This is a genomic window from Mesorhizobium caraganae (assembly GCF_016836705.1).
In the GTDB taxonomy this organism is placed as follows: Bacteria; Pseudomonadota; Alphaproteobacteria; order Rhizobiales; family Rhizobiaceae; genus Mesorhizobium; species Mesorhizobium caraganae.
Map to the genome: position 1 here is coordinate 1,361,755 of NZ_JAFCGY010000001.1, position 18,249 is coordinate 1,380,003.

Annotated in this window: 15 protein-coding genes; 11 read left to right on the forward strand and 4 right to left on the reverse strand. The window is 64.4% G+C overall.

Annotated elements, in window-relative coordinates; genetic code table 11:
* Positions 1 to 137: 137 nt before the first annotated feature.
* The 3 genes from JQK88_RS06585 to JQK88_RS06595 are packed head-to-tail and all read right to left on the reverse strand — an operon-like array spanning position 138 to position 5,436.
* On the reverse strand, positions 138 to 3,227 hold the full coding sequence (locus tag JQK88_RS06585; RefSeq protein WP_281434851.1) for an efflux RND transporter permease subunit: 3,090 nt from the start codon (positions 3,225 to 3,227) through the stop codon (positions 138 to 140).
* The gene (locus JQK88_RS06590; RefSeq protein WP_203277802.1) at positions 3,227 to 4,309 is read right to left on the reverse strand and encodes an efflux RND transporter periplasmic adaptor subunit; all 1,083 of its coding nucleotides are present in this window, start codon (positions 4,307 to 4,309) and stop codon (positions 3,227 to 3,229) included. Before JQK88_RS06590 ends, JQK88_RS06585 begins: the two co-directional genes overlap by 1 nt.
* Entirely contained in the window at positions 4,306 to 5,436 is a 1,131-nt protein-coding gene (locus tag JQK88_RS06595) for an efflux RND transporter periplasmic adaptor subunit (protein ID WP_203277803.1), read from the reverse strand. The genes JQK88_RS06590 and JQK88_RS06595 overlap by 4 nt, the downstream gene beginning before the upstream one ends.
* Positions 5,437 to 5,691: 255 nt before the next feature.
* Here JQK88_RS06595 and JQK88_RS06600 point away from each other — a divergent pair, with 255 nt between their 5' ends.
* A complete protein-coding gene (locus JQK88_RS06600) occupies positions 5,692 to 6,969 on the forward strand; it encodes a 4-aminobutyrate--2-oxoglutarate transaminase (RefSeq protein WP_142868528.1) in 1,278 nt (425 codons plus the stop codon).
* Positions 6,970 to 6,984: 15 nt separating this feature from the next.
* On the opposite strand, the gene JQK88_RS06605 is transcribed toward JQK88_RS06600, so the two are convergent.
* A complete protein-coding gene (locus JQK88_RS06605) occupies positions 6,985 to 8,238 on the reverse strand; it encodes an NAD(P)/FAD-dependent oxidoreductase (protein ID WP_203277804.1) in 1,254 nt (417 codons plus the stop codon).
* A 494-nt stretch (positions 8,239 to 8,732) separates the two neighbouring features.
* Here JQK88_RS06605 and JQK88_RS06610 point away from each other — a divergent pair, with 494 nt between their 5' ends.
* The 10 genes from JQK88_RS06610 (at position 8,733) to miaB (ending at position 18,233) form a co-directional block, all read left to right on the forward strand.
* Positions 8,733 to 10,025: an imelysin family protein gene (locus JQK88_RS06610; protein ID WP_203277805.1), complete on the forward strand. Its 1,293-nt coding sequence runs from the start codon at positions 8,733 to 8,735 to the stop codon at positions 10,023 to 10,025.
* Positions 10,026 to 10,085: 60 nt separating this feature from the next.
* Positions 10,086 to 10,394 carry a (2Fe-2S)-binding protein gene (locus JQK88_RS06615; RefSeq protein WP_112566456.1) on the forward strand — a complete coding sequence of 103 codons (309 nt, stop codon included), beginning with the start codon at positions 10,086 to 10,088 and terminating at the stop codon, positions 10,392 to 10,394.
* Positions 10,360 to 10,845 (forward strand): bacterioferritin, encoded by a 486-nt coding sequence (gene bfr, locus JQK88_RS06620; protein ID WP_142868533.1) that lies wholly within the window; start codon positions 10,360 to 10,362, stop codon positions 10,843 to 10,845. Before JQK88_RS06615 ends, bfr begins: the two co-directional genes overlap by 35 nt.
* Positions 10,846 to 10,857: 12 nt before the next feature.
* Positions 10,858 to 12,459, forward strand: coding sequence for a di-heme oxidoreductase family protein (locus tag JQK88_RS06625; protein ID WP_203277806.1), 1,602 nt, complete (start codon positions 10,858 to 10,860; stop codon positions 12,457 to 12,459).
* Entirely contained in the window at positions 12,459 to 13,532 is a 1,074-nt protein-coding gene (locus JQK88_RS06630; protein ID WP_192249915.1) for an imelysin family protein, read from the forward strand. The genes JQK88_RS06625 and JQK88_RS06630 overlap by 1 nt, the downstream gene beginning before the upstream one ends.
* A gap of 2 nt (positions 13,533 to 13,534) precedes the next feature.
* Positions 13,535 to 14,641, forward strand: coding sequence for a DUF1513 domain-containing protein (locus JQK88_RS06635; protein WP_203277807.1), 1,107 nt, complete (start codon positions 13,535 to 13,537; stop codon positions 14,639 to 14,641).
* A 107-nt stretch (positions 14,642 to 14,748) separates the two neighbouring features.
* Positions 14,749 to 15,426, forward strand: a complete 678-nt coding sequence (gene tsaB / locus JQK88_RS06640) for a tRNA (adenosine(37)-N6)-threonylcarbamoyltransferase complex dimerization subunit type 1 TsaB (RefSeq protein ID WP_192249921.1) — start codon at positions 14,749 to 14,751, stop codon at positions 15,424 to 15,426.
* Positions 15,426 to 15,920 (forward strand): ribosomal protein S18-alanine N-acetyltransferase, encoded by a 495-nt coding sequence (rimI, locus tag JQK88_RS06645; protein ID WP_192249924.1) that lies wholly within the window; start codon positions 15,426 to 15,428, stop codon positions 15,918 to 15,920. The genes tsaB and rimI overlap by 1 nt, the downstream gene beginning before the upstream one ends.
* A 27-nt stretch (positions 15,921 to 15,947) precedes the next feature.
* The gene (gene olsA, locus JQK88_RS06650) at positions 15,948 to 16,748 is read left to right on the forward strand and encodes a lyso-ornithine lipid O-acyltransferase (protein ID WP_192249927.1); all 801 of its coding nucleotides are present in this window, start codon (positions 15,948 to 15,950) and stop codon (positions 16,746 to 16,748) included.
* Positions 16,749 to 16,880: 132 nt separating this feature from the next.
* Positions 16,881 to 18,233, forward strand: coding sequence for a tRNA (N6-isopentenyl adenosine(37)-C2)-methylthiotransferase MiaB (gene miaB / locus JQK88_RS06655; RefSeq protein ID WP_246501502.1), 1,353 nt, complete (start codon positions 16,881 to 16,883; stop codon positions 18,231 to 18,233).
* Positions 18,234 to 18,249: the final 16 nt, after the last annotated feature.

Sequence of the window (18,249 nt, forward strand, 5' to 3'; positions counted from 1 at the left end):
GGTGGGGAGATTAGCTGTCATCGCGGTTTTCGCAAATCACCGGTGTTGTAGGCGCGGCGCCGAAACCACTGCTCTCCCCCCTCGTGGGGGAGATGTCCGGCAGGACAGAGGGGGGTGCGAAGGAACGCGACCTTGCCTTACGTCTCCGCAACAGCAGCGCTTTCCACCACGGCGTTGTCTGCCTCCGCCTTTGGCTCCTTGATCCGGAACCACGTCACATAGAGCGCCGGCAGGAACAGCAGCGTAATCGCCGTGCCGGCGATGATGCCGCCCATCATGGCATAGGCCATCGGCCCCCAGAACACTTCGCGCGCGATCGGGATCAGCGCCAGGCTCGCCGCCGCCGCCGTCAGCGCGATCGGGCGCATGCGGTGCTCGGTGGCCTCGATCACCGCTTCCCAGCGGTCCTTGCCCTCAGCGACCAAATCCTCGATCTGCACAATCAGGATGACCGAGTTGCGGATCAGGATGCCGATCAGCGCCAGCACGCCGAGAATGGCAACGAAGCCGAGCGGCGCGCCGCTCGGCACCAGGGCCGCTACCACGCCGATCAGCCCGAGCGGCGCAACCGCCACCACCAGGAACAGGCGCTGGAAGCTCTGCAGCTGGATCATCAGGATGGTCGCCATGACGAACAGCATCAGCGGCACCACGGCGGCGATCGGTCCCTGGCTTTTGACGCTTTCCTCGACCGAGCCGGCGGTTGCGACCGAGTAGCCCGGCGGCAGCTTGGCGATGAAGGCGTCGACCGACGGCTTCAATTCGTTGACGACGGTTGCCGGCAGCACATCGCCGACCAGGCCGGCGCGCACGGTAATGGTCGGAATGCGGTTGCGCCGCCACACCGTCGGCTGTTCGAGGTCGTAGCGGAAGTTCGCCACCGCTGCGAGCGGGATCGCCTCGCCATTGCCGGTCGGCAGCTGCATGTTCTGCAACGTGTCGATCGAGCCGCGTTCTGCCTCGCGCGAGCGAGCGATGACGTTGATCAGGTAGGTGGCGTCGCGCACCTGGGTGATGGTGGCGCCGCCGACCGTGCTGTTCAGCGCGCTGGCGATGTCGGAGGAGGTGATGCCGAGCTGGCGCGCCTTGTCCTGCAGCACATCGACCCTCAACACACGCTGCGGCTCATTCCAGTCGAAAGTCGGCGCCGCCAGCTTCGTATTGACCGAGATCAGGCCGGCAAATTGCTGCGCCAGGTCGCGCACCTTCTGGATGTCGGGTCCGCCGACGCGGTATTGCACCGGGCGCCCGACCGGCGGCCCGAGTTCGAGCGGCTTGACGAAGGCATCGGTGCCGACGAACTCCTCGCGCAGCAGTTTCTCCAGCACCGGCTTCAGCCGGTTGCGCGCCTCGATGCTCTTGGTGACGATGACGGTCTGGCCGAAATAGGGATTGGCCGGCTGCACGTCGAAGGCGAGCAGGAAGCGCACCGCGCCCTGGCCGATATAGGACGAGAAATGGTCGACGTCGGGATTGCCGGCCAGCGCCCGGCCTTCGAAGCGCTCGATCTGGTCGCGCGTCTCGGTGACCGACGAGTTCTGTGGCAGGTTCCAGTCGACGATCAATTCCGGCCGGTCCGAAGGCGGAAAGAACTGCTGCTGGACAAGGCCGAAGCCGGCTATCGAGCCGGCAAACAACAACACCGTGACGAAGATGGTCAGCCAGTGGTGTCGCACCGAGCCCACGAGAACGCGCCGGAACAGGCTGGTGAAGCGTCCGGGCTTTTCATGATGTTGCTTCATCGTCGCCGGCAGGATGGTGACGCCGAGCAGCGGCGCGAACAGCACCGCCACGATCCAGGACACCAGGAGCGAGACCGCAATGACGACGAACAGCGTAAACGTGTATTCGCCGGCGGCGCTGTTGTTGAGGCCGATCGGGATGAAGCCGGCGACCGTCACCAGCGTGCCGGTCAGCATCGGGAAGGCGGTCGATGTGTAGACATAGGTCGCCGCCTTGCGCAGATTGTCGCCGACCTCCAGCCGCGCCACCATCATCTCGACCGCAATCATGGCGTCGTCGACCAATAGGCCGAGCGCGATGATCAGCGCGCCCAGCGAAATGCGCTGCAGCGAAATGCCGAGATAGGCCATGACCGTAAAGGTGATGGCCAGCACCAGCGGGATCGACAGCGCCACGACGAAGCCGGCGCGCATGCCGAGGCTGATGAAGGACACGGCAAGCACGATGGCGACCGCCTCGGCCAGCGCCCGGGTAAAGCCCGAAACGGCTTCCTCCACGATCACCGGCTGGTCGGCGACCAGATGCACGCCGACGCCGACCGGCAGGTCGGCCAGCACCTCGTCCATTTTCTTCTCGAGGGCGGCGCCGAATTCGAGCAGGTTGGCATTGGGCTTCATGCCGATGGCGAGCCCGATCGCATCCTGGCCGTTGAAGCGGAACAGTGCCGTCGGCGGGTCTTCATAGCCGCGCCGGATCGTTGCCACATCGCTCAGCCGGAAGAAGCGGTCGTTGACGCGCAGATTGATGCCGCGCAGGCTTTCCTCGGAGGTGAACTGGCCGCCGACCCGCACGCTGACGCGCTCGGGTCCGGATTCGACGACGCCCGACGGCGTGATAGCGTTCTGGGCTTGCAGGCTAGCCACGATCGCTTGCTGGTTGAGGCCGAGGGCTGCGATCTGGCGGGTCGAGAATTCGAGATAGATGGCTTCGTCCTGGGCGCCGACCAGATCGACCTTGCCGGCATTGGGCACAGTCAGGATCTGGGTCCTGACATCCTCGACATAGTCGCGCAACTGGCGCGGCGTCAGCCCGTCGGAGGTGAAGGCGTAGATATTGCCGAAGACGTCGCCGAAGCGATCGTTGAAGAACGGCCCCTGCACGCCTTGCGGAAATTGGGGCGCTATGTCGTTGACCATGTTGCGCACCTGGGTCCAGTTCGACACGACATCGCGCGCCTTGGTGGTGTCCTTCAGGTTGACGAAGATGACGGTCTTGCCCGCGGTGGTGACCGAGCGGGTGAAGTCGAGGCTGTCCAGTTCCTCGAGCTTCTTTTCGATGCGGTCGGTGACCTGCCGCACCGTCTCGTTGACCGAGGCACCCGGCCAATTGGCCTGGACGATCATGGTCTTGATGGTGAAGTTCGGATCTTCCTCGCGGCCGAGATTGAGGTAGGAGAAGATGCCGGCCACCACGAAGACCAGCATGAAATACCAAACCAGCGAACGGTGGCTGAGCGCCCAGTCGGAGAGATTGAAGCCCTTCATCAGACCCCACCCTCCGGTATTTTCACCTTCTGGCCGTCCACCAGGCTGTGGACGCCCGCGGTGACGACGCGCATCCCGGCCTCAAGTCCTTCGGCGACGATGAAGCTGGCGGCGCCCTTCGAAGCGATCTTGATGTCGCGCGTCGAGACGCTCGACGTCTTTTCATCGACGATCCAGACCTTGTCGCCGCCATTCTTCTGCAGCAGCGCCGACAGCGGCAGCTCGATCGTCGGCGCCACCTTAGCCACCCGTGTCGCCGTCACCGTCGAGCCGAGCCGGAAGGCTTGCGGCGGATCGGTGAGCGTCAGCTTGACGCGGCGGCTGCGGGTCGAACTATCGGCTTGCGGCGCGATCTCGCGCAGCGTGGCCTCGGTCTGGATCGACGGCAGCGATTGCAGGATGACCTCGAACGACGTGCCGACAGCCAGATCGCCGATCAATTGGTCGGGAATGTCGACCACCGCTTCGCGCAAATCCGAGCGCGCCACGGTGACGATGGTCTGGCCGGCCGAAACCGTCTGGCCGACCTCGGCGCCGGTGGCGGTGACGACGCCGTCGAAGTCCGAGAACAGCCTGGCATAGCCAAGCTGCTCCTGCGATTTGGCAAGCGCTGCCTTGGCCCGCTCGACGTTGGCTTCGGCCGCTTGCCTGGCCTGCTGCGCGGCATCGAAGACGGCCTGCGAGGTGTTGGCCGCGGCGAGCAACTGGCGCTGGCGGTCCTCGCTGGCGGCGGCGTTGGCGAATTGCGCCTCGGCATTGGAGAGTTCGGCCTTTGCCGCCTGTACGGCAAGCTCGAGCGCCGTCGGGTCGAGCGTGGCGATCGTCGTGCCCTTGCTGACGATATCGCCGACCTTGACGTCGCGCGAGACGACGCGGCCGAGCAGGCGGAAGGCGAGGTCGGCGCTGACCTGCGGCTCGATGGAGCCGGCGAAGCCGAAGGTCCGCGTCGTCTGCGGCTTGATCACCATCGACAGCACCGGCCGGATGATCTCTGGCGGCTTTTCCTGCGACTTCGAACAGGCAGTGAGTGTCGCCAGTGCAACCAGGGCAGGTACAAAAGGCAGGATACGCAGCCGCCTCATTGTGCTGCTCCCGATACCTCGACCGCCTGTCCGGGGCTGAGCAACTGGCCACCGGCGGTGACGACGCTTTGTCCGGCCTCCAGCCCCTTGTCGACGACGACCACGCCGGAATCGAAGGCCAGCACATTGACCAAGGCTGTCGCCACCGCCTTGGTCGAGGGATCGATAATCCAGACAGCCGGCTTGCCCTCGATCGAGGTCAGCGCCTGCCAGGGCAGGATGACGGCTTTCGCCGGTCTGGCGTTGACCGAGCCGATGACGGTGGCGCCGAGCGGCATGCCTTCCGGCGTGTCGGCAATGCCGACCTTGACCCGGACCGACGCCGAAGCCGGATCGACCGCCGGGGAGACTTCGCGCACCTTGCCCAAGGCCTTCACCTGCGGGTCGGCCAGCAGCGTGATCGTCACCGAGGGCGATGGCGCCGTTTTGGCGACCAGCGTTTCCTGGACATTGAACACCGCATCGCGGTCACCGTCCTCGGCGACGGTGAAGACCGTCTGTGCCGCCTGCACCACTTGCCCGGCTTCGACCTGCCGAGCGGTGATGACGCCGGCAGCGCCCGCCTTGAGCTCGGTGAAGGACAGGTTCTCCCTGGCGTTGGAAAGCGCGCTCTGCGCCTGATCGACACTGCCTTGCGCCACCTTCTGCGCCTGGTCGGCCGCATCATAGTCCCGCCTGGTGGTAAAACCCTGGGCAAGCAGGGTTTTCTGCCGTTCGAAGGTGGCGGCCGCCTGGGTCAGTTGCGCCTGAGCGGCATCGAGATCGGCCTGCGCCGAGCGCAAATCGGATTCCTGTTCTTGCGGATCGATGCGGGCAAGCACGGCGTCCTTGTCGACATGCTGGCCGACATCGACGAGCCGTTCGGCGACGCGACCACCGACACGGAAGGACAGATTGTTCAGCGTGCGCGCCGCGATCACTCCGGTCAGCGAGGTCCGCGGCGCATAATCGGCCATGGCCACCGTCTTGGTGCGCACCATGATCGGCAGTTTCTTGGCCGCCGCCTCCTGCTTCTGGCAGCCGGCTAGAATGAACAGCGCGATCGCACAGGCGAGGAGGATCGGAGAAAACGAAAAAAGGGCTGAGGCCGGGGGCTGCGGGGCGGACGATGTCGCGTTCCTGCTCATGGGTCCCTCACCGATCCGGCACGCTCATGATGGGTGAGCTGTCACAGACATCGGGAGGATAATCGATCCCAAGGAAAAGGAAACCGATCTCGTACGCGTATCGGTCAGCGGGTTAGGACCTGTCGACGTGCCGCGCACCGACGGCAGGCCCAATCGCCGGGCGACGGTGCCGACTTGAGGAAAACGTGAAATAAGGCCAGAACAGGCTTGAGACCTGTCAAGCAAGAGCGGGCGCCAGCCCGGCGAGGGATGACCATGAAGAACGCAGCCATTTCCGAACGCAAGAACCAGTCGATTTCGCGCGGCGTCGGCATGACGACGCAGATCTATGCCGACCGCGCTGAGAATTCGGAGATATGGGACGTCGAAGGCCGCCGCTACATCGATTTCTCCTCCGGCATCGCCGTCGTCAACACGGGCCATCGCCACCCCAAGGTGATCGAGGCGGTCAAGGCGCAGCTCGACCGCTTCACCCATACCTGCCACCAGGTGGTGCCCTATGAGAGCTATGTCAGGCTGGCCGAACGGCTGAACGCCATGCTGCCCGGCAAGTTCGAGAAGAAAACCATCTTCGTCACCACCGGCGCCGAGGCGGTCGAGAACGCCATCAAGATCGCCCGCAACGCCACCGGCCGCCAGGCCGTCATCGCCTTTGCCGGCGGCTTCCACGGCCGCACCTTCATGGGCATGGCGCTGACCGGCAAGGTCGTGCCCTACAAGGTCGGTTTCGGCGCCATGCCGGGCGACGTCTACCATGCGCCGTTCCCGGTGCCGCTACACGGCGTGTCGGTCGCGGATTCGCTGGCGGCACTCGACAGACTGTTCAAGGCCGATGTCGATCCGGCCCGCGTCGCCGCCATCATCATCGAGCCGGTCCAGGGCGAGGGCGGCTTTTACGACGCGCCGCGCGAGTTCCTGACCGCGCTGCGCAAGCTCTGCGACCAGCACGGCATGCTGTTGATTGCCGACGAGGTGCAGACCGGCTTTGCCCGCACCGGCAAGATGTTCGCCATGGACCATCACGAGGTTGCGGCCGACATCACCACCATGGCCAAGAGCCTGGCCGGCGGCTTCCCGCTGGCGGCGGTCACCGGCCGCGCCGAAATCATGGATGCGCCCGGCCCCGGCGGCCTCGGCGGCACCTATGGCGGCAGCCCGATCGGTGTCGCTGCAGCACATGCCGTGCTCGACGTGATCGAGGACGAAAAGCTCTGCGACCGCGCCAACACGCTGGGCGCCCGGCTGAAGCAACGGCTGCAGGCGATCCGTGACGACGTGCCCGAGATTGTCGATATAAGGGGCCTCGGCTTCATGAACGCGGTCGAATTCAACGACGTCAAGAAAGGCCTGCCGTCGGCTGAGATCGCCAACGCCATTCGGCTGAAGGCGCTCGACAAGGGCCTGATCCTGCTGACCTGCGGCGTCTACGGCAACGTCATCCGCTTCCTGGCCCCGATCACGATCCAGGACAATGTCATGAACGAGGCGCTCGACATTCTTGAAAGCTCGATCCGCGAAGTCTGCGCTGCTTAGTCGATAGACATTGGGCTAGCCGGCAGCTCTGGCCGGCTCGTCCTGCTGGAAGGCGGCCAGCGCCGCCTTCAGCCCATCAGGGCCTTCCGCTACCGTCTGCGGCGTCGGCGAGAAGCCGGCGCCGAGCATCTTGCGGCCGAGCATATGGTCGCCGGGGCGATTGACCGATTCGATGCCGAGCAACCGGCTTCCGGCATAGTGGTAGATCGAGAATTTGTTGTCGGCGAGATCGCCCAGCACGACATGGCTGTCGCCGCCTGACGTCAGCCCGACCATCTGCAACTTCATGTCGCCGATGTCCGACCAGAACCAAGGCACGGCCGAATAGCTGTCGGCGTGGCCGGTTATGGTGCGCGCGGCAAGCCGGGCCTGGTCGGTGGCGTTCTGCACCGATTCCAGCCGAACGTCGCCGCCGGTCGACCAGTGGCGGTAGGAAGCGGCGTCGCCGATGGCGAGGATGTCAGGCACCGAGCTGCGCATCTGCTGGTCGACGCGGATGCCATTGGCGACAGTCAGCCCGGCGGCCTGCGCCAGTTCGACATTCGGCACCGCGCCGATGCCGACAATGACCATGCGTGCCGGCAGCCTTTCGCCGGTGGAAGTGATGGCGGCCGAGACATGGCCGTTTTCGCCCTCCAGCCTGGCAATGGTGGTGCCGGTGAGGATGCGCACGCCCAGCGCCTCCAGCCGCAGGCGGACATGGCTCGCCACCACCGGCGCCACGGCGCGGCCGAGCAGCCGGTCGACGGCTTCGACCACGGTGACGTTGCGGCCGGCGGCCCTCAGCGTCGCCGCGATCTCCAGTCCGATGAAGCCGCCGCCGAGGATGACGACATCGTCGCTCTGCGCACTGAGCTCGCGGATCAGCCGCGCATCGGCGATCGAGCGCAGCGACAGCACGCCCGAGAGGTCCCCGCCCGGCAGCGGCAGAAGCCGCGGCCGCGAACCGGTGGCCAGGATAAGGCGGTCGAAGGCAAGCGCGCCGCCGCCCGCTATGTCCAGCCTGCGGTCTGCCGTATCGATGCGGTCGATACGGATGCCCGGCCTGAAGTCGATGGTGCTGCCGGTGTAAAAAGCCTCGCCGCGCAATGGCTGCGCCTTGGCCTCGGCATCCTTGATGAAGGTCTTCGACAAAGGCGGCTTGTGGTAGGGCAGCTCGTTTTCGTCGCCGATCAGCACGACCGGTCCGTCATAGCCTTCCTCGCGCAGGCTGGCGGCCGCTTGCACGCCCGCATGACCCGCACCGACAATGACGACACCGTTCTTCATCGCAACCCGAATTCCTGTTTCAAATCTGGAGCATGATGCCGAAAAGTGTGAAGCGGTTTGCGGACGACATCATGCTCTCTGATTGTGAGCTGTTCCGCCAGATGGCGATTGTCTGCCGCCGTCGCAAGAGCCCGGGTCCGGGTCGCACCCGGAATGGTCGTCTGTCAATCTCGGTGTCTCTCACCACGGCTGCTGGGGATACGGTTTAAAGTTGATAGTCCTAGTTTAGAATAATTCTAAACTGTTGTTTCAATTGAATTTTCTGGGGTTCGCCAGTTGACTTCCAGCGCCGCCATCGTTTTATGGAGGCTCGCGCGTCAGCGCATCCCTTTGATGTTTGGGCCTTGAACCCGTTCGATTGGAGGCATTTGGTGTCTTTCTACCGTGAGCCGCGCAACGGCGCGGCATCCGTTGTGACCTATGGCATGCCTGTGTCCTGGCACCGTTTGGCACGCGCGCCTTTTACCGAATTCCCTTTGAACTGGAGAATGATGATGACAGCACGATATGGCGGCAGGCTGGCTGCGATCGGTGTCACGGCAATGTTGACGGCGGCGGTTTTCATCCTGCCGGCCAAGGCGGCGGAGACCGACGCCAAGGCGGTCATCAAAACCTATTCCGACATCGCGCTGGCCAAGTACGAGGATTCGCTGACCACCGCGCAGGCGCTCGACAAGGCAGTCGACGCGCTGCTCGCCAATCCATCGGCCGACACGCTCAACGCCGCCCGCGATGCCTGGAAGGCGTCGCGCGTGCCTTACCAGCAGACCGAGGTATATCGCTTCGGCAACAAGATCGTCGACGACTGGGAAGGCAAGGTGAACTCCTGGCCGCTGGACGAAGGCCTGATCGATTATGTCGCCAAGAGCTATGGCACCGAGTCCGATGCCAACGCGCTCTACACCGCCAATGTGATCGCCAACAAGGAAATCGAGATCGAAGGCAAGAAGGTTGACGCCTCGAACCTGACGCCGGAGTTCCTCTCCGGCACGCTGCAGGAAGCCGGCGGCATCGAAGCCAATGTTGCGACCGGCTATCATGCCATCGAATTCCTGCTCTGGGGCCAGGATCTGCACGGCACCGGCCCGGGCGCCGGCGAGCGGCCCTATACCGACTATGACCTCAAGAACTGCACCGGCGGCAATTGCGACCGCCGCGCGCAGTATCTGAAGTCGGCCAGCGACCTGCTGGTCTCTGACCTGCAGGAGATGGTCGGCAACTGGAAGGAAGACGGCGCCGCCCGCAAGAACCTCCTCGACGGCCAGCCGAACACCGCCATTTCGGTGATCTTCACCGGCATGGGCTCGCTGTCCTACGGCGAACTGGCCGGCGAGCGCATGAAACTCGGCCTGCTGCTGCACGATCCGGAAGAGGAGCACGACTGCTTCTCCGACAACACCTACAACTCGCATCTCCATGACGCGATCGGCATCCGCGCCGCCTATCTCGCCAGCTACACCCGCCTCGACGGCACCGTCGTTTCGGGCCCGTCGGTGCACGATATGGTCAAGGCGGCCGATCCGGCGATCGACAAGGAACTGTCCGACAAGCTCGACGTCTCGGTCGCCAAGATGGAGGCGATCAAGGCGCGGGCTGTGGCCGGCGAGGCCTATGACCAGCAGATCGCCGAGGGCAACACCGAAGGCAACGCCACGGTGCAGGCGGCAATCGACGCGCTGGTCGACCAGACCAAGTCGATCGAACGCGCCGTTGGTGCCTTGAAGCTCAACGACATTGCTTTTGAGGGTTCCGACAGCCTTGATGCACCGGAGAAGGTGTTCAAGTAACACCCCAACCAACCACCAGCCAAGCGGCGCGGAGGAGGCGCCGTCAGCCAGAGCCAATCCATGCTGATCTGCCATTGCAATATCATCACCGAAAAGGAGATTGAGCAGACGATCGTCGATCTGCTGGACCAGGATCCCTGGCAGCTCATCGTCCCGGCGAAAGTCTATCACACGATGCAAAAGCGCGGTCGCTGTTGCGGCTGCTTCCCAAATGTGGTCGAAACGATCATTCGGGTTACCGAAAATTACCACGCCCGCTCGGAGGCGAGCGGCGACATCGTTTCACATCTGGATCGCGTCAGAGGCCTGCGCGTCCAATACGGGAGCAGAACCCATGAAAGGCGAAAAGCAGATCATAGAGCGGCTTAACGAAGCTCTTTTCCTCGAGCTCGGCGCCGTCAATCAGTACTGGGTGCATTTCCGTCTGCTGGAGGACTGGGGATACGCCAAGCTGGCAAAGAAGGAACGCGCCGAATCGATCGAGGAAATGCACCATGCCGATCGGCTGGTGGCCCGTATCATCTTCCTCGAAGGCCACCCCAATCTGCAGTCCGTAGCGCCTTTGCGCATCGGCCAGAATGTCAAGGAAGTGCTCGAATCCGATCTTGCCGGCGAATATGACGCGCGCACCGCCTACAAGCGTTCGCGCGAGATCTGTGAAGAAGCAGGCGACTACGTGACGATGAAGCTGTTCGAGGAATTGCTGGCCGACGAGGAAGGTCATATCGACTTCCTCGAGACGCAACTCGACCTGCTGGCCTCGATCGGCGAGGAAAAATACGGCCAGCTCAACGCCGCATCGGCGGATGAGGCGGAATAGGACCATGCGGGAATGCGGCGCCTCCTAGATTTTCCGCGCCGCTTGCGGCGGGCTAACGGCCTGCCGCTCCTCAAAAACCCGCGATACCAGCCGTTTCGCGGGCTTTCGATTGCCATCCTTGCGATTGTTTCGGCCCCGGCGCTGGCTGGTGCAGTGGACCCGGCCGGCCTCGCCACCAGCCGCACCGACCTGACGCCGAAGGATCAGGCCCGCGTCATTGCCGTCACCAGGCCGACCGCCGATTTCTCCAAACCGGAAGCCTTCGAAACGATGCAAGGCGGCGCCGGCACCTCGCGCAAGCAGGTCGACCGCGACGCCTTCTCGCAACCCTCTGAAAACATCACCTTCGAGGAAGAGGGCAATTTCAAGCTCGGCAATGCGCTTTTTCGCAAGAACTGGGTGTCGTCGCCGTCCTCGACCCAGGCCTCGGATGGTCTCGGGCCGCTGTTCAACGAGCGTGCCTGCCAGAATTGCCATTTGAAGGACGGCCGCGGCCGTCCGCCGTCAGCCGACAGCCGCACCACCTCGATGTTCCTGCGGCTGGCGCGCGATGCCAGCACAGCGGAGGAAAAGGCCGAGATCGCCGGGCACAATGTGTTGAACTTCCCCGACCCTGTCTACGGCACGCAATTGCAGGAACTGGCGGTTCCTGGCCTCAAGGGCGAAGGCCGCATGCGTGTCGACTATGGCGATGAAAAGGTTGCGCTTGGCGACGGCACCGTCGTTTCGCTGCGCAAACCGAGTTATGCCATCGATGGTCTTGGCTACGGCCCGCTCGACCCGCACACCACAGTGTCGCCGCGGCTGACGCCGCCGATGATCGGCCTTGGCCTGATCGAACAGATCGCACCGGCCGATATTCTTGCCCACGCCGATCCGGACGACCGCGATGGCGACGGCATTTCCGGCAAACCCAACATCGTACGCGACGTCAGCAGCGACGAACTGACACTCGGCCGCTTCGGCTGGAAGGCGCAAACCGCCTCGATCCGCCAGCAGGCGGCGGATGCCTTTGACGGCGATATCGGCATTTCGACGCCGGAAGAGCCCAACCATTGGGGCGATTGCACCACGGCCGAAAAGGCCTGCCTCGCCATGCCGGACGGCGTCCAGAAGCGGCTCGGTACTGTCGAGGCGCCGTCGCCGGTGATGGACCTTGTCACTTTCTATTCGCAGAACCTTGCCGTGCCGGCGCGGCGCGATGTCGGCGATCCCGCCGTGCTCGCCGGCAAGAAACTGTTCTACGACATGGGCTGCATCTCCTGCCACACACCGAAATTCGTCACCATGCGCGGCACGCCCAACAAAGCTCAAGCGTTCCAGCTGGTCTGGCCTTATTCCGACTTCCTGCTACACGACATGGGTCCCGGTCTCGCCGATGGCCAGGTCGTTGGCGAGGCTATGGGCAGCGAATGGCGCACACCGCCGCTCTGGGGCATCGGGCTCACCAAGACGGTCAACGGCAACAGCTTCTTCCTGCATGACGGGCGTGCGCGTACGCTTACCGAAGCTATCCTCTGGCACGGCGGCGAGGGGCAGAAGGCGCGCGACCGCTTTGCCGCTACCGATGCGGCCGACCGCGATGCTCTCATCAAATTCCTGGAGTCACTCTGATGTTGAAGCGCTTTTTGCCTGCCCTCGCGCTGGCGCTGGCCATGTCCTCCCCGGCATCGGCCTCGGTGAAAGCCTCCGACGTCATCCAGCGCGCGATCGACGGCTTTGTCCGTCCCGCCTATGCCGGCCTGCATGACCATACCGGTAGCCTGGCCAAGGCCATGGACGCGCTTTGTCAGGCGCCATCACAGGGCAATCTCGACGCCGCGCATGCCGAATTCTCGGCCACGGTCGCAGCCTGGTCGTCAGCCGAAATCATCGGCTTCGGGCCGATCAAGGAGAACAACCGGCTGGAGCGCATGCTCTACTGGCCGGACCGCAAGAGCATCGGCCTGAAGCAGGTGCAGGCCGCTCTGGCCGCCAGGGACCCGACCGCCAGCGACCCAACGCAGCTGGCAGGCAAGAGCGTCGCCATGCAGGGGTTAGGGGCGCTGGAGTTCGTGCTCTATGGCGATGGCTCCGAGGCGCTCGCCGGCAAGGACGATCCGTACCGCTGCGCCTACGGCGCGGCGATTGCCAAGAATATCGAGACGATGGCCGCCGACGTCGACGCAGCCTGGAAAAAGCCGGACGGCTTTGCGGCCCTGTGGGCCAATCCGGGACCCGACAACGCGCTCTATCGCGACGGCACCGAAGCGGTGACCGAACTGGTCGGCGTCTTCATCAACGAACTGGAAATGGTCCGCGACGTGCGCCTCAAAGGCTTCCTCGGCGCCAAGCCGGATGCAGACAAGCCTAGGCAGGCGATCTTCTGGCGCTCGCAGAACACCGGCCTGTCATTAGCCGGCAATCTCTCCGGCATCGACACGCTGTTTGAGGCCTCGAAACTCGGCGACGCGCTGCCGGGGGATGCACGCTGGATGGCGGAATCGATCCATATCCAGCTGGTCAACGGCATCGCCACCGCCAGGTCAGTTCAAGGCCCGATCGACAAGGCGCTGGCCGATCCGGTTGAGCGCGAGAAGCTCGAGCATTTCGCGCTGATCACCTCCAGCCTGTCAGGCTTGATCGGCACCAGGTTGACGGCCGAATTTGGCCTGACCGCCGGCTTCTCCTCGCTCGACGGAGACTGATCATGAGGACGCCATTGATCGATCGCCGCGATTTTCTGAAGGCCGCCGGCGCTGGCTTCATAGCGGCTATGGCGCCTCGGGCCTGGGCGGAAACGCTCAGCACGGATACGGTCTTTGCCACCGCCTTCGTCAAGCGCGACGGCAGTTTTGGCGCGGCTGTGCTGTCGGAAGCCGGCAAACTACTGCATGCGATCGACCTGCCCGACCGCGGCCACGACGTCACCTTCGATCCGGTATCGAAGCGCTCGGTGGTCTTCGCCAGGCAACCCGGCACCTTCGCCGTGGTCTTCGACCATACCGGCCGAGAAGCACCGCAGACCATTGCCAGCATCACCGGCCGCCATTTCTTCGGCCATGGCGTGTTCTCTGCCGATGGGGCGCTGCTCTACGCCACCGAAAATAATTTCGACAATGCCGCCGGCGTCGTCGGAATCTACGACGCACGCGCCAAATTCAGCCGCATCGGCGAGTTCCCGACCTATGGCATGGGGCCGCACGAGCTTCTGCTGCTTGGCGACGGCAGGACGGTCGCCATCGCCAATGGCGGCATCGAGACCCATCCGGACTATGGCCGCGCCGAACTCAACATCGCGACGATGAAGCCGTCTTATGTGCTGGTCGACTGCATCACCGGCGACCTCATCGAAAAACACGAACTGCCGGCTTCCCTGCACCAACTGTCGATCCGCCACATGGATGCCGATGCGTCCGGCACCATCTGGTTCGGCTGCCAGTATCGTGGTCCAGGCACCGACCGTCCGTTGCTGGTCGGCCGCGCTGCCCGTGGCAAGAACTTGCAGCTGATCGACATGCCGCAGGACGTGCTGTCCGGCTTCAAGAACTATATCGGCTCGGTCGCGGCCAATCCGGTTGCCGGAACGGTCGCGGTGTCGTCGCCGGAAGGCAATTCGCTGGCCGTGATCGATGTCGCCAGCGGCAAGATCGTCGCCACCAAGGTGCTGGTCGAGGTCTGCGGCCTGGCACCCGACGGGCCGGGCTTCATGGCGACGACAGGTGCTGGCGAAATCATCGAAGGCAGCGGCACGACGCGCTCCGAGCCCGATTATGTCTGGGACAACCACATGCTGCGCATCGCGCCGGCGGCGTAAGCCGTCCGGCCTACGCCGAAGCGAAGCCGCTTAACAATTTACACGCTGGCTCTTGCGGCGGCGCGCCATGGCGGGCAGAGGGAGACTGTTTTTCGAACCGGTCGCCCATGAAACTGCTTGCCATCGACTGTGCCGCCAATCTCTGCGCCGCCTGCGTCTATGACGCGGCGGCCGGCAAGGAGCTCGGCCGCTCGGTACGCGATCTCGGCAAGGGCCATGCCGAACACCTGATGGCCGTCATCGACGAAGCGCTGAAGGCCGGCGGTACAGACTACGCCGGCCTTGGCGCCGTTGCGGTCTCCATCGGTCCGGGCTCCTTTACCGGCCTGCGTGTCGGCGTGTCGGCGGCGCGCGGCCTGGCGCTGGCGCTGAAAATCCCGGCGATCGGCGTGACGACGCTGGAAGCGTTGGCGGCAGAAGCAAGCGCGGCGTTCCCCGGCCGCCCGGTCCTGGCCGCGCTCGACGCCGGCCGCGAGGAGATCCACGCCGCGTTTTACGATGCGGATGCGATTTTGCGCTATGGTCCGGCGGTGACCACACTTGCGCAAGCCGCGGGAATGGCGGCTGATAATCTTCCGGTGCTTGCCGGCACGGCCGCTTTGCAGATCGCTGCGGTGGTCGGGCGGACCTTCGACATCGGCCCGATATCAGCCACCGCCGACATTGCGATCTATGCCCGGCTGGCAGCGGCAAAAGGCGAGGGCGACAAGCCGAAACCGCTTTATCTGCGCGGCGCCGACGCCAAACCGCAGGCGGGTTTCATTCTATCGCGGCAGGAAAAGTAATGCGCATTCCCTTCCTCCAGCCGCGCCGCAGGGACTATGCGCTCGAACCGCTGACCATCGCCGACAGCCCAGCGGTCTCGGTGCTGCATCGCGAGGATTTCGTCCGGCCGTGGACCGATGGCGAGTTCGCCGCGCTGCTCGAGCAGGACACCGTGTTCGGCTATGCCGCGCGTGAGATCGGCCAGGGCGCCAAGCCGCCGGTCGGCTTCGTGCTGGCCAGGCTTGCTGCCGGCGAAGGCGAGATCCTGACCGTGGCGGTGGCGCGCTCGCATCGCCGCCAGGGCCTCGGCTGGCAGTTGATGGACGCGGTGCTGCGCGAACTGCACGCGCAGCGCGCCGAGGCGCTCTTCCTCGAAGTCGACGAGACCAATGTCGCTGCGATCGCCCTCTACCGGCGGCTTGGGTTCCGCCAGGTCGGCCACCGCGCCAACTATTACCGCTCGACCGAGCATGGCCCGACCGGCGCGCTTGTCATGCGCCGCGATCTCCGCTAGCGCAGAACGCGGGATAAGGTCAGGCGCATGATCGGAAAAATCAGGATTTTCCTGGCGCTGAGCCTCGTTGTTGTCGGCTCGCTGGTCCTTGTGCCGCTGCAACTGCTGTCGATGAAGACCGGCATCTGGCGCGAAACTGTCATTCTGAAGGTATGGCACAGGCTCATCGTCCGCACGCTCGGTCTCCGCATCCATGTCAAAGGCAATTTGTCCAGCCAGCGCCCGCTGCTGGTCGCCTCGAACCACATCTCCTGGACCGACATCATGGTGCTCGGCTCTTTTGCCGATGTGACGTTCATCGCCAGGGCGGACATGGAGGGGTGGCCGCTGATAGGCTGGCTGTCGAAGCTGCAACGCACAGTCTTCATCGAGCGTGAGCGCAAGCGCACGGCGGGCGACCAGGCCAGCGAGATCGCTAGCCGCATGGCCAAGGGCGACGCCATGGTTCTGTTTGCCGAGGGCTCGACTGGCGATGGCAACACTATCCTGCCGTTCAAGAGCACACTGTTTGGCGCCGCCTCGATGGCGATTTCGGAAGGTGCCGCCGAACAGGTCTTCATCCAGCCGCTGGCGATCGCCTATACGCGGGTGCACGGCGTGCCGCTCGGCCGCCGTCACAGGTCGATCGCCGCCTGGATCGGCGACCAGGACCTGATGCCGCATCTCAAGGTGCTGATGGCTGAGGGCGCGCTCGACGTCGAAGTGCATTTCGGCGAGCCAATCGTCTTTTCCAAGGGCTCGAACCGCAAGGAGACATCGAGGCTGATGGAAAGCCAGGTGCGCGCGATGATGCAGGCGGCACTCGCCGACCCCCTCCCGAGCCGCTAGCACAGGCAGTGCGCCTATCGGCGCATCTCGAGAATCGTCTGTTTTTTGTCACGGAAAGGCGTTAGAAGCCGCCGGATGGATTTGAACACGATAGAGCGGAACGACGCCGACATTGCCGCCGAAAGCAAGGTCATGGCGTCCGCCCCGGCCAAAAAGGTCTTCGTCAAGACCTATGGCTGCCAGATGAATGTCTATGATTCCCAGCGCATGACCGATGCGCTGGCCGCCGACGGCTATACCGCGACCGACGCCATCGCCGAGGCCGACCTGGTGCTGCTCAACACCTGCCACATCAGGGAAAAGGCGGCGGAAAAGGTTTATTCCGAACTCGGCCGCATTCGCGACATGAAGGCCGAACGCACCGCAGCAGGGCGCGAAATGCTGATCGGCGTCGCCGGCTGCGTCGCGCAGGCCGAAGGCGCTGAGATCATCCGCCGCTCGCCCGCCGTCGACCTGGTCATCGGCCCGCAGACCTATCACCGGCTGCCCGACGTGCTGGCGCGGGTGCGCGGCGGCGAGAAGATCGTCGAGACCGAATACGCCATCGAGGACAAGTTCGAGCACCTGCCGCAGCCGAAGCGTGCCGAAGTCATCAAGCGCGGCGTCACCGCCTTCCTCACCGTTCAGGAAGGCTGCGACAAATTCTGCACCTTCTGCGTCGTGCCCTACACCAGGGGCTCGGAAGTGTCGCGGCCGGTGGCGCAGATCGTCGCCGAAGCCGAGCGCTTGGCCGAGGCTGGCGTGCGCGAGGTGACGCTGCTTGGCCAGAACGTCAACGCCTGGCACGGCAAGGGCGAAGACGGTGCGGAATGGGGCCTGGGCCGCCTGCTGTTCCGGCTGGCAGAGATCCCCGGCCTGGCGCGGCTGCGCTACACCACCAGCCATCCGCGCGACATGGACGACGAACTGATGGCCGCCCACCGCGACCTGCCGGCGCTGATGCCCTATCTGCATCTGCCGGTGCAGTCGGGCTCCGACCGCATCCTCAAGGCGATGAACCGCAGGCATACGGCAAGCGACTATCTGGCGCTGCTCGAGCGCATCCGCGCCGCCCGCGGCGATATCGCGCTGTCCGGCGACTTCATCGTCGGCTTTCCCGGCGAGACCGACGCCGATTTCGAGGCGACAATGGAACTGGTGCGCCAGGTCAACTACGCCTCGGCCTTTTCGTTCAAATATTCGCCGCGCCCCGGCACGCCGGGCGCCGATATGCCCGATCACGTGCCCGAAGCGGTCAAGGACGAGCGCTTGCAGCGACTGCAGGCGCTGCTGCTTAAACAGCAGCAGGATTTCGGCCTGAGCCTGGTCGGCAGCACCATCGATACGCTGATCGAGAAGCCCGGCCGTCAGGCTGGCCAGAAGGTCGGCCGTTCGCCTTGGCTGCAGCCGGTTATTGTTGATGAAAAGGCCGGCGAAATCGGTGACATTATCCGGGTGCGAATCACGAAGACGGGCTACAATAGCCTGTTCGCCGAATTGGCCTGATGGCCTCGGCAGATGA

Coding starts and splice junctions, on each gene's coding strand:
- JQK88_RS06600 (WP_142868528.1), top strand. CDS start 5,692: ATGAAGAACGCAGCCATTTCCGAACGCAAGAACCAGTCGATTTCGCGC.
- tsaB (WP_192249921.1), top strand. CDS start 14,749: ATGAAACTGCTTGCCATCGACTGTGCCGCCAATCTCTGCGCCGCCTGC.
- JQK88_RS06630 (WP_192249915.1), top strand. CDS start 12,459: ATGTTGAAGCGCTTTTTGCCTGCCCTCGCGCTGGCGCTGGCCATGTCC.
- JQK88_RS06605 (WP_203277804.1), bottom strand. CDS start 8,238: ATGAAGAACGGTGTCGTCATTGTCGGTGCGGGTCATGCGGGCGTGCAA.
- JQK88_RS06610 (WP_203277805.1), top strand. CDS start 8,733: ATGACAGCACGATATGGCGGCAGGCTGGCTGCGATCGGTGTCACGGCA.
- JQK88_RS06615 (WP_112566456.1), top strand. CDS start 10,086: ATGCTGATCTGCCATTGCAATATCATCACCGAAAAGGAGATTGAGCAG.
- JQK88_RS06590 (WP_203277802.1), bottom strand. CDS start 4,309: ATGAGGCGGCTGCGTATCCTGCCTTTTGTACCTGCCCTGGTTGCACTG.
- JQK88_RS06625 (WP_203277806.1), top strand. CDS start 10,858: ATGCGGCGCCTCCTAGATTTTCCGCGCCGCTTGCGGCGGGCTAACGGC.
- rimI (WP_192249924.1), top strand. CDS start 15,426: ATGCGCATTCCCTTCCTCCAGCCGCGCCGCAGGGACTATGCGCTCGAA.
- miaB (WP_246501502.1), top strand. CDS start 16,881: ATGGCGTCCGCCCCGGCCAAAAAGGTCTTCGTCAAGACCTATGGCTGC.
- olsA (WP_192249927.1), top strand. CDS start 15,948: ATGATCGGAAAAATCAGGATTTTCCTGGCGCTGAGCCTCGTTGTTGTC.
- JQK88_RS06585 (WP_281434851.1), bottom strand. CDS start 3,227: ATGAAGGGCTTCAATCTCTCCGACTGGGCGCTCAGCCACCGTTCGCTG.
- bfr (WP_142868533.1), top strand. CDS start 10,360: ATGAAAGGCGAAAAGCAGATCATAGAGCGGCTTAACGAAGCTCTTTTC.
- JQK88_RS06595 (WP_203277803.1), bottom strand. CDS start 5,436: ATGAGCAGGAACGCGACATCGTCCGCCCCGCAGCCCCCGGCCTCAGCC.
- JQK88_RS06635 (WP_203277807.1), top strand. CDS start 13,535: ATGAGGACGCCATTGATCGATCGCCGCGATTTTCTGAAGGCCGCCGGC.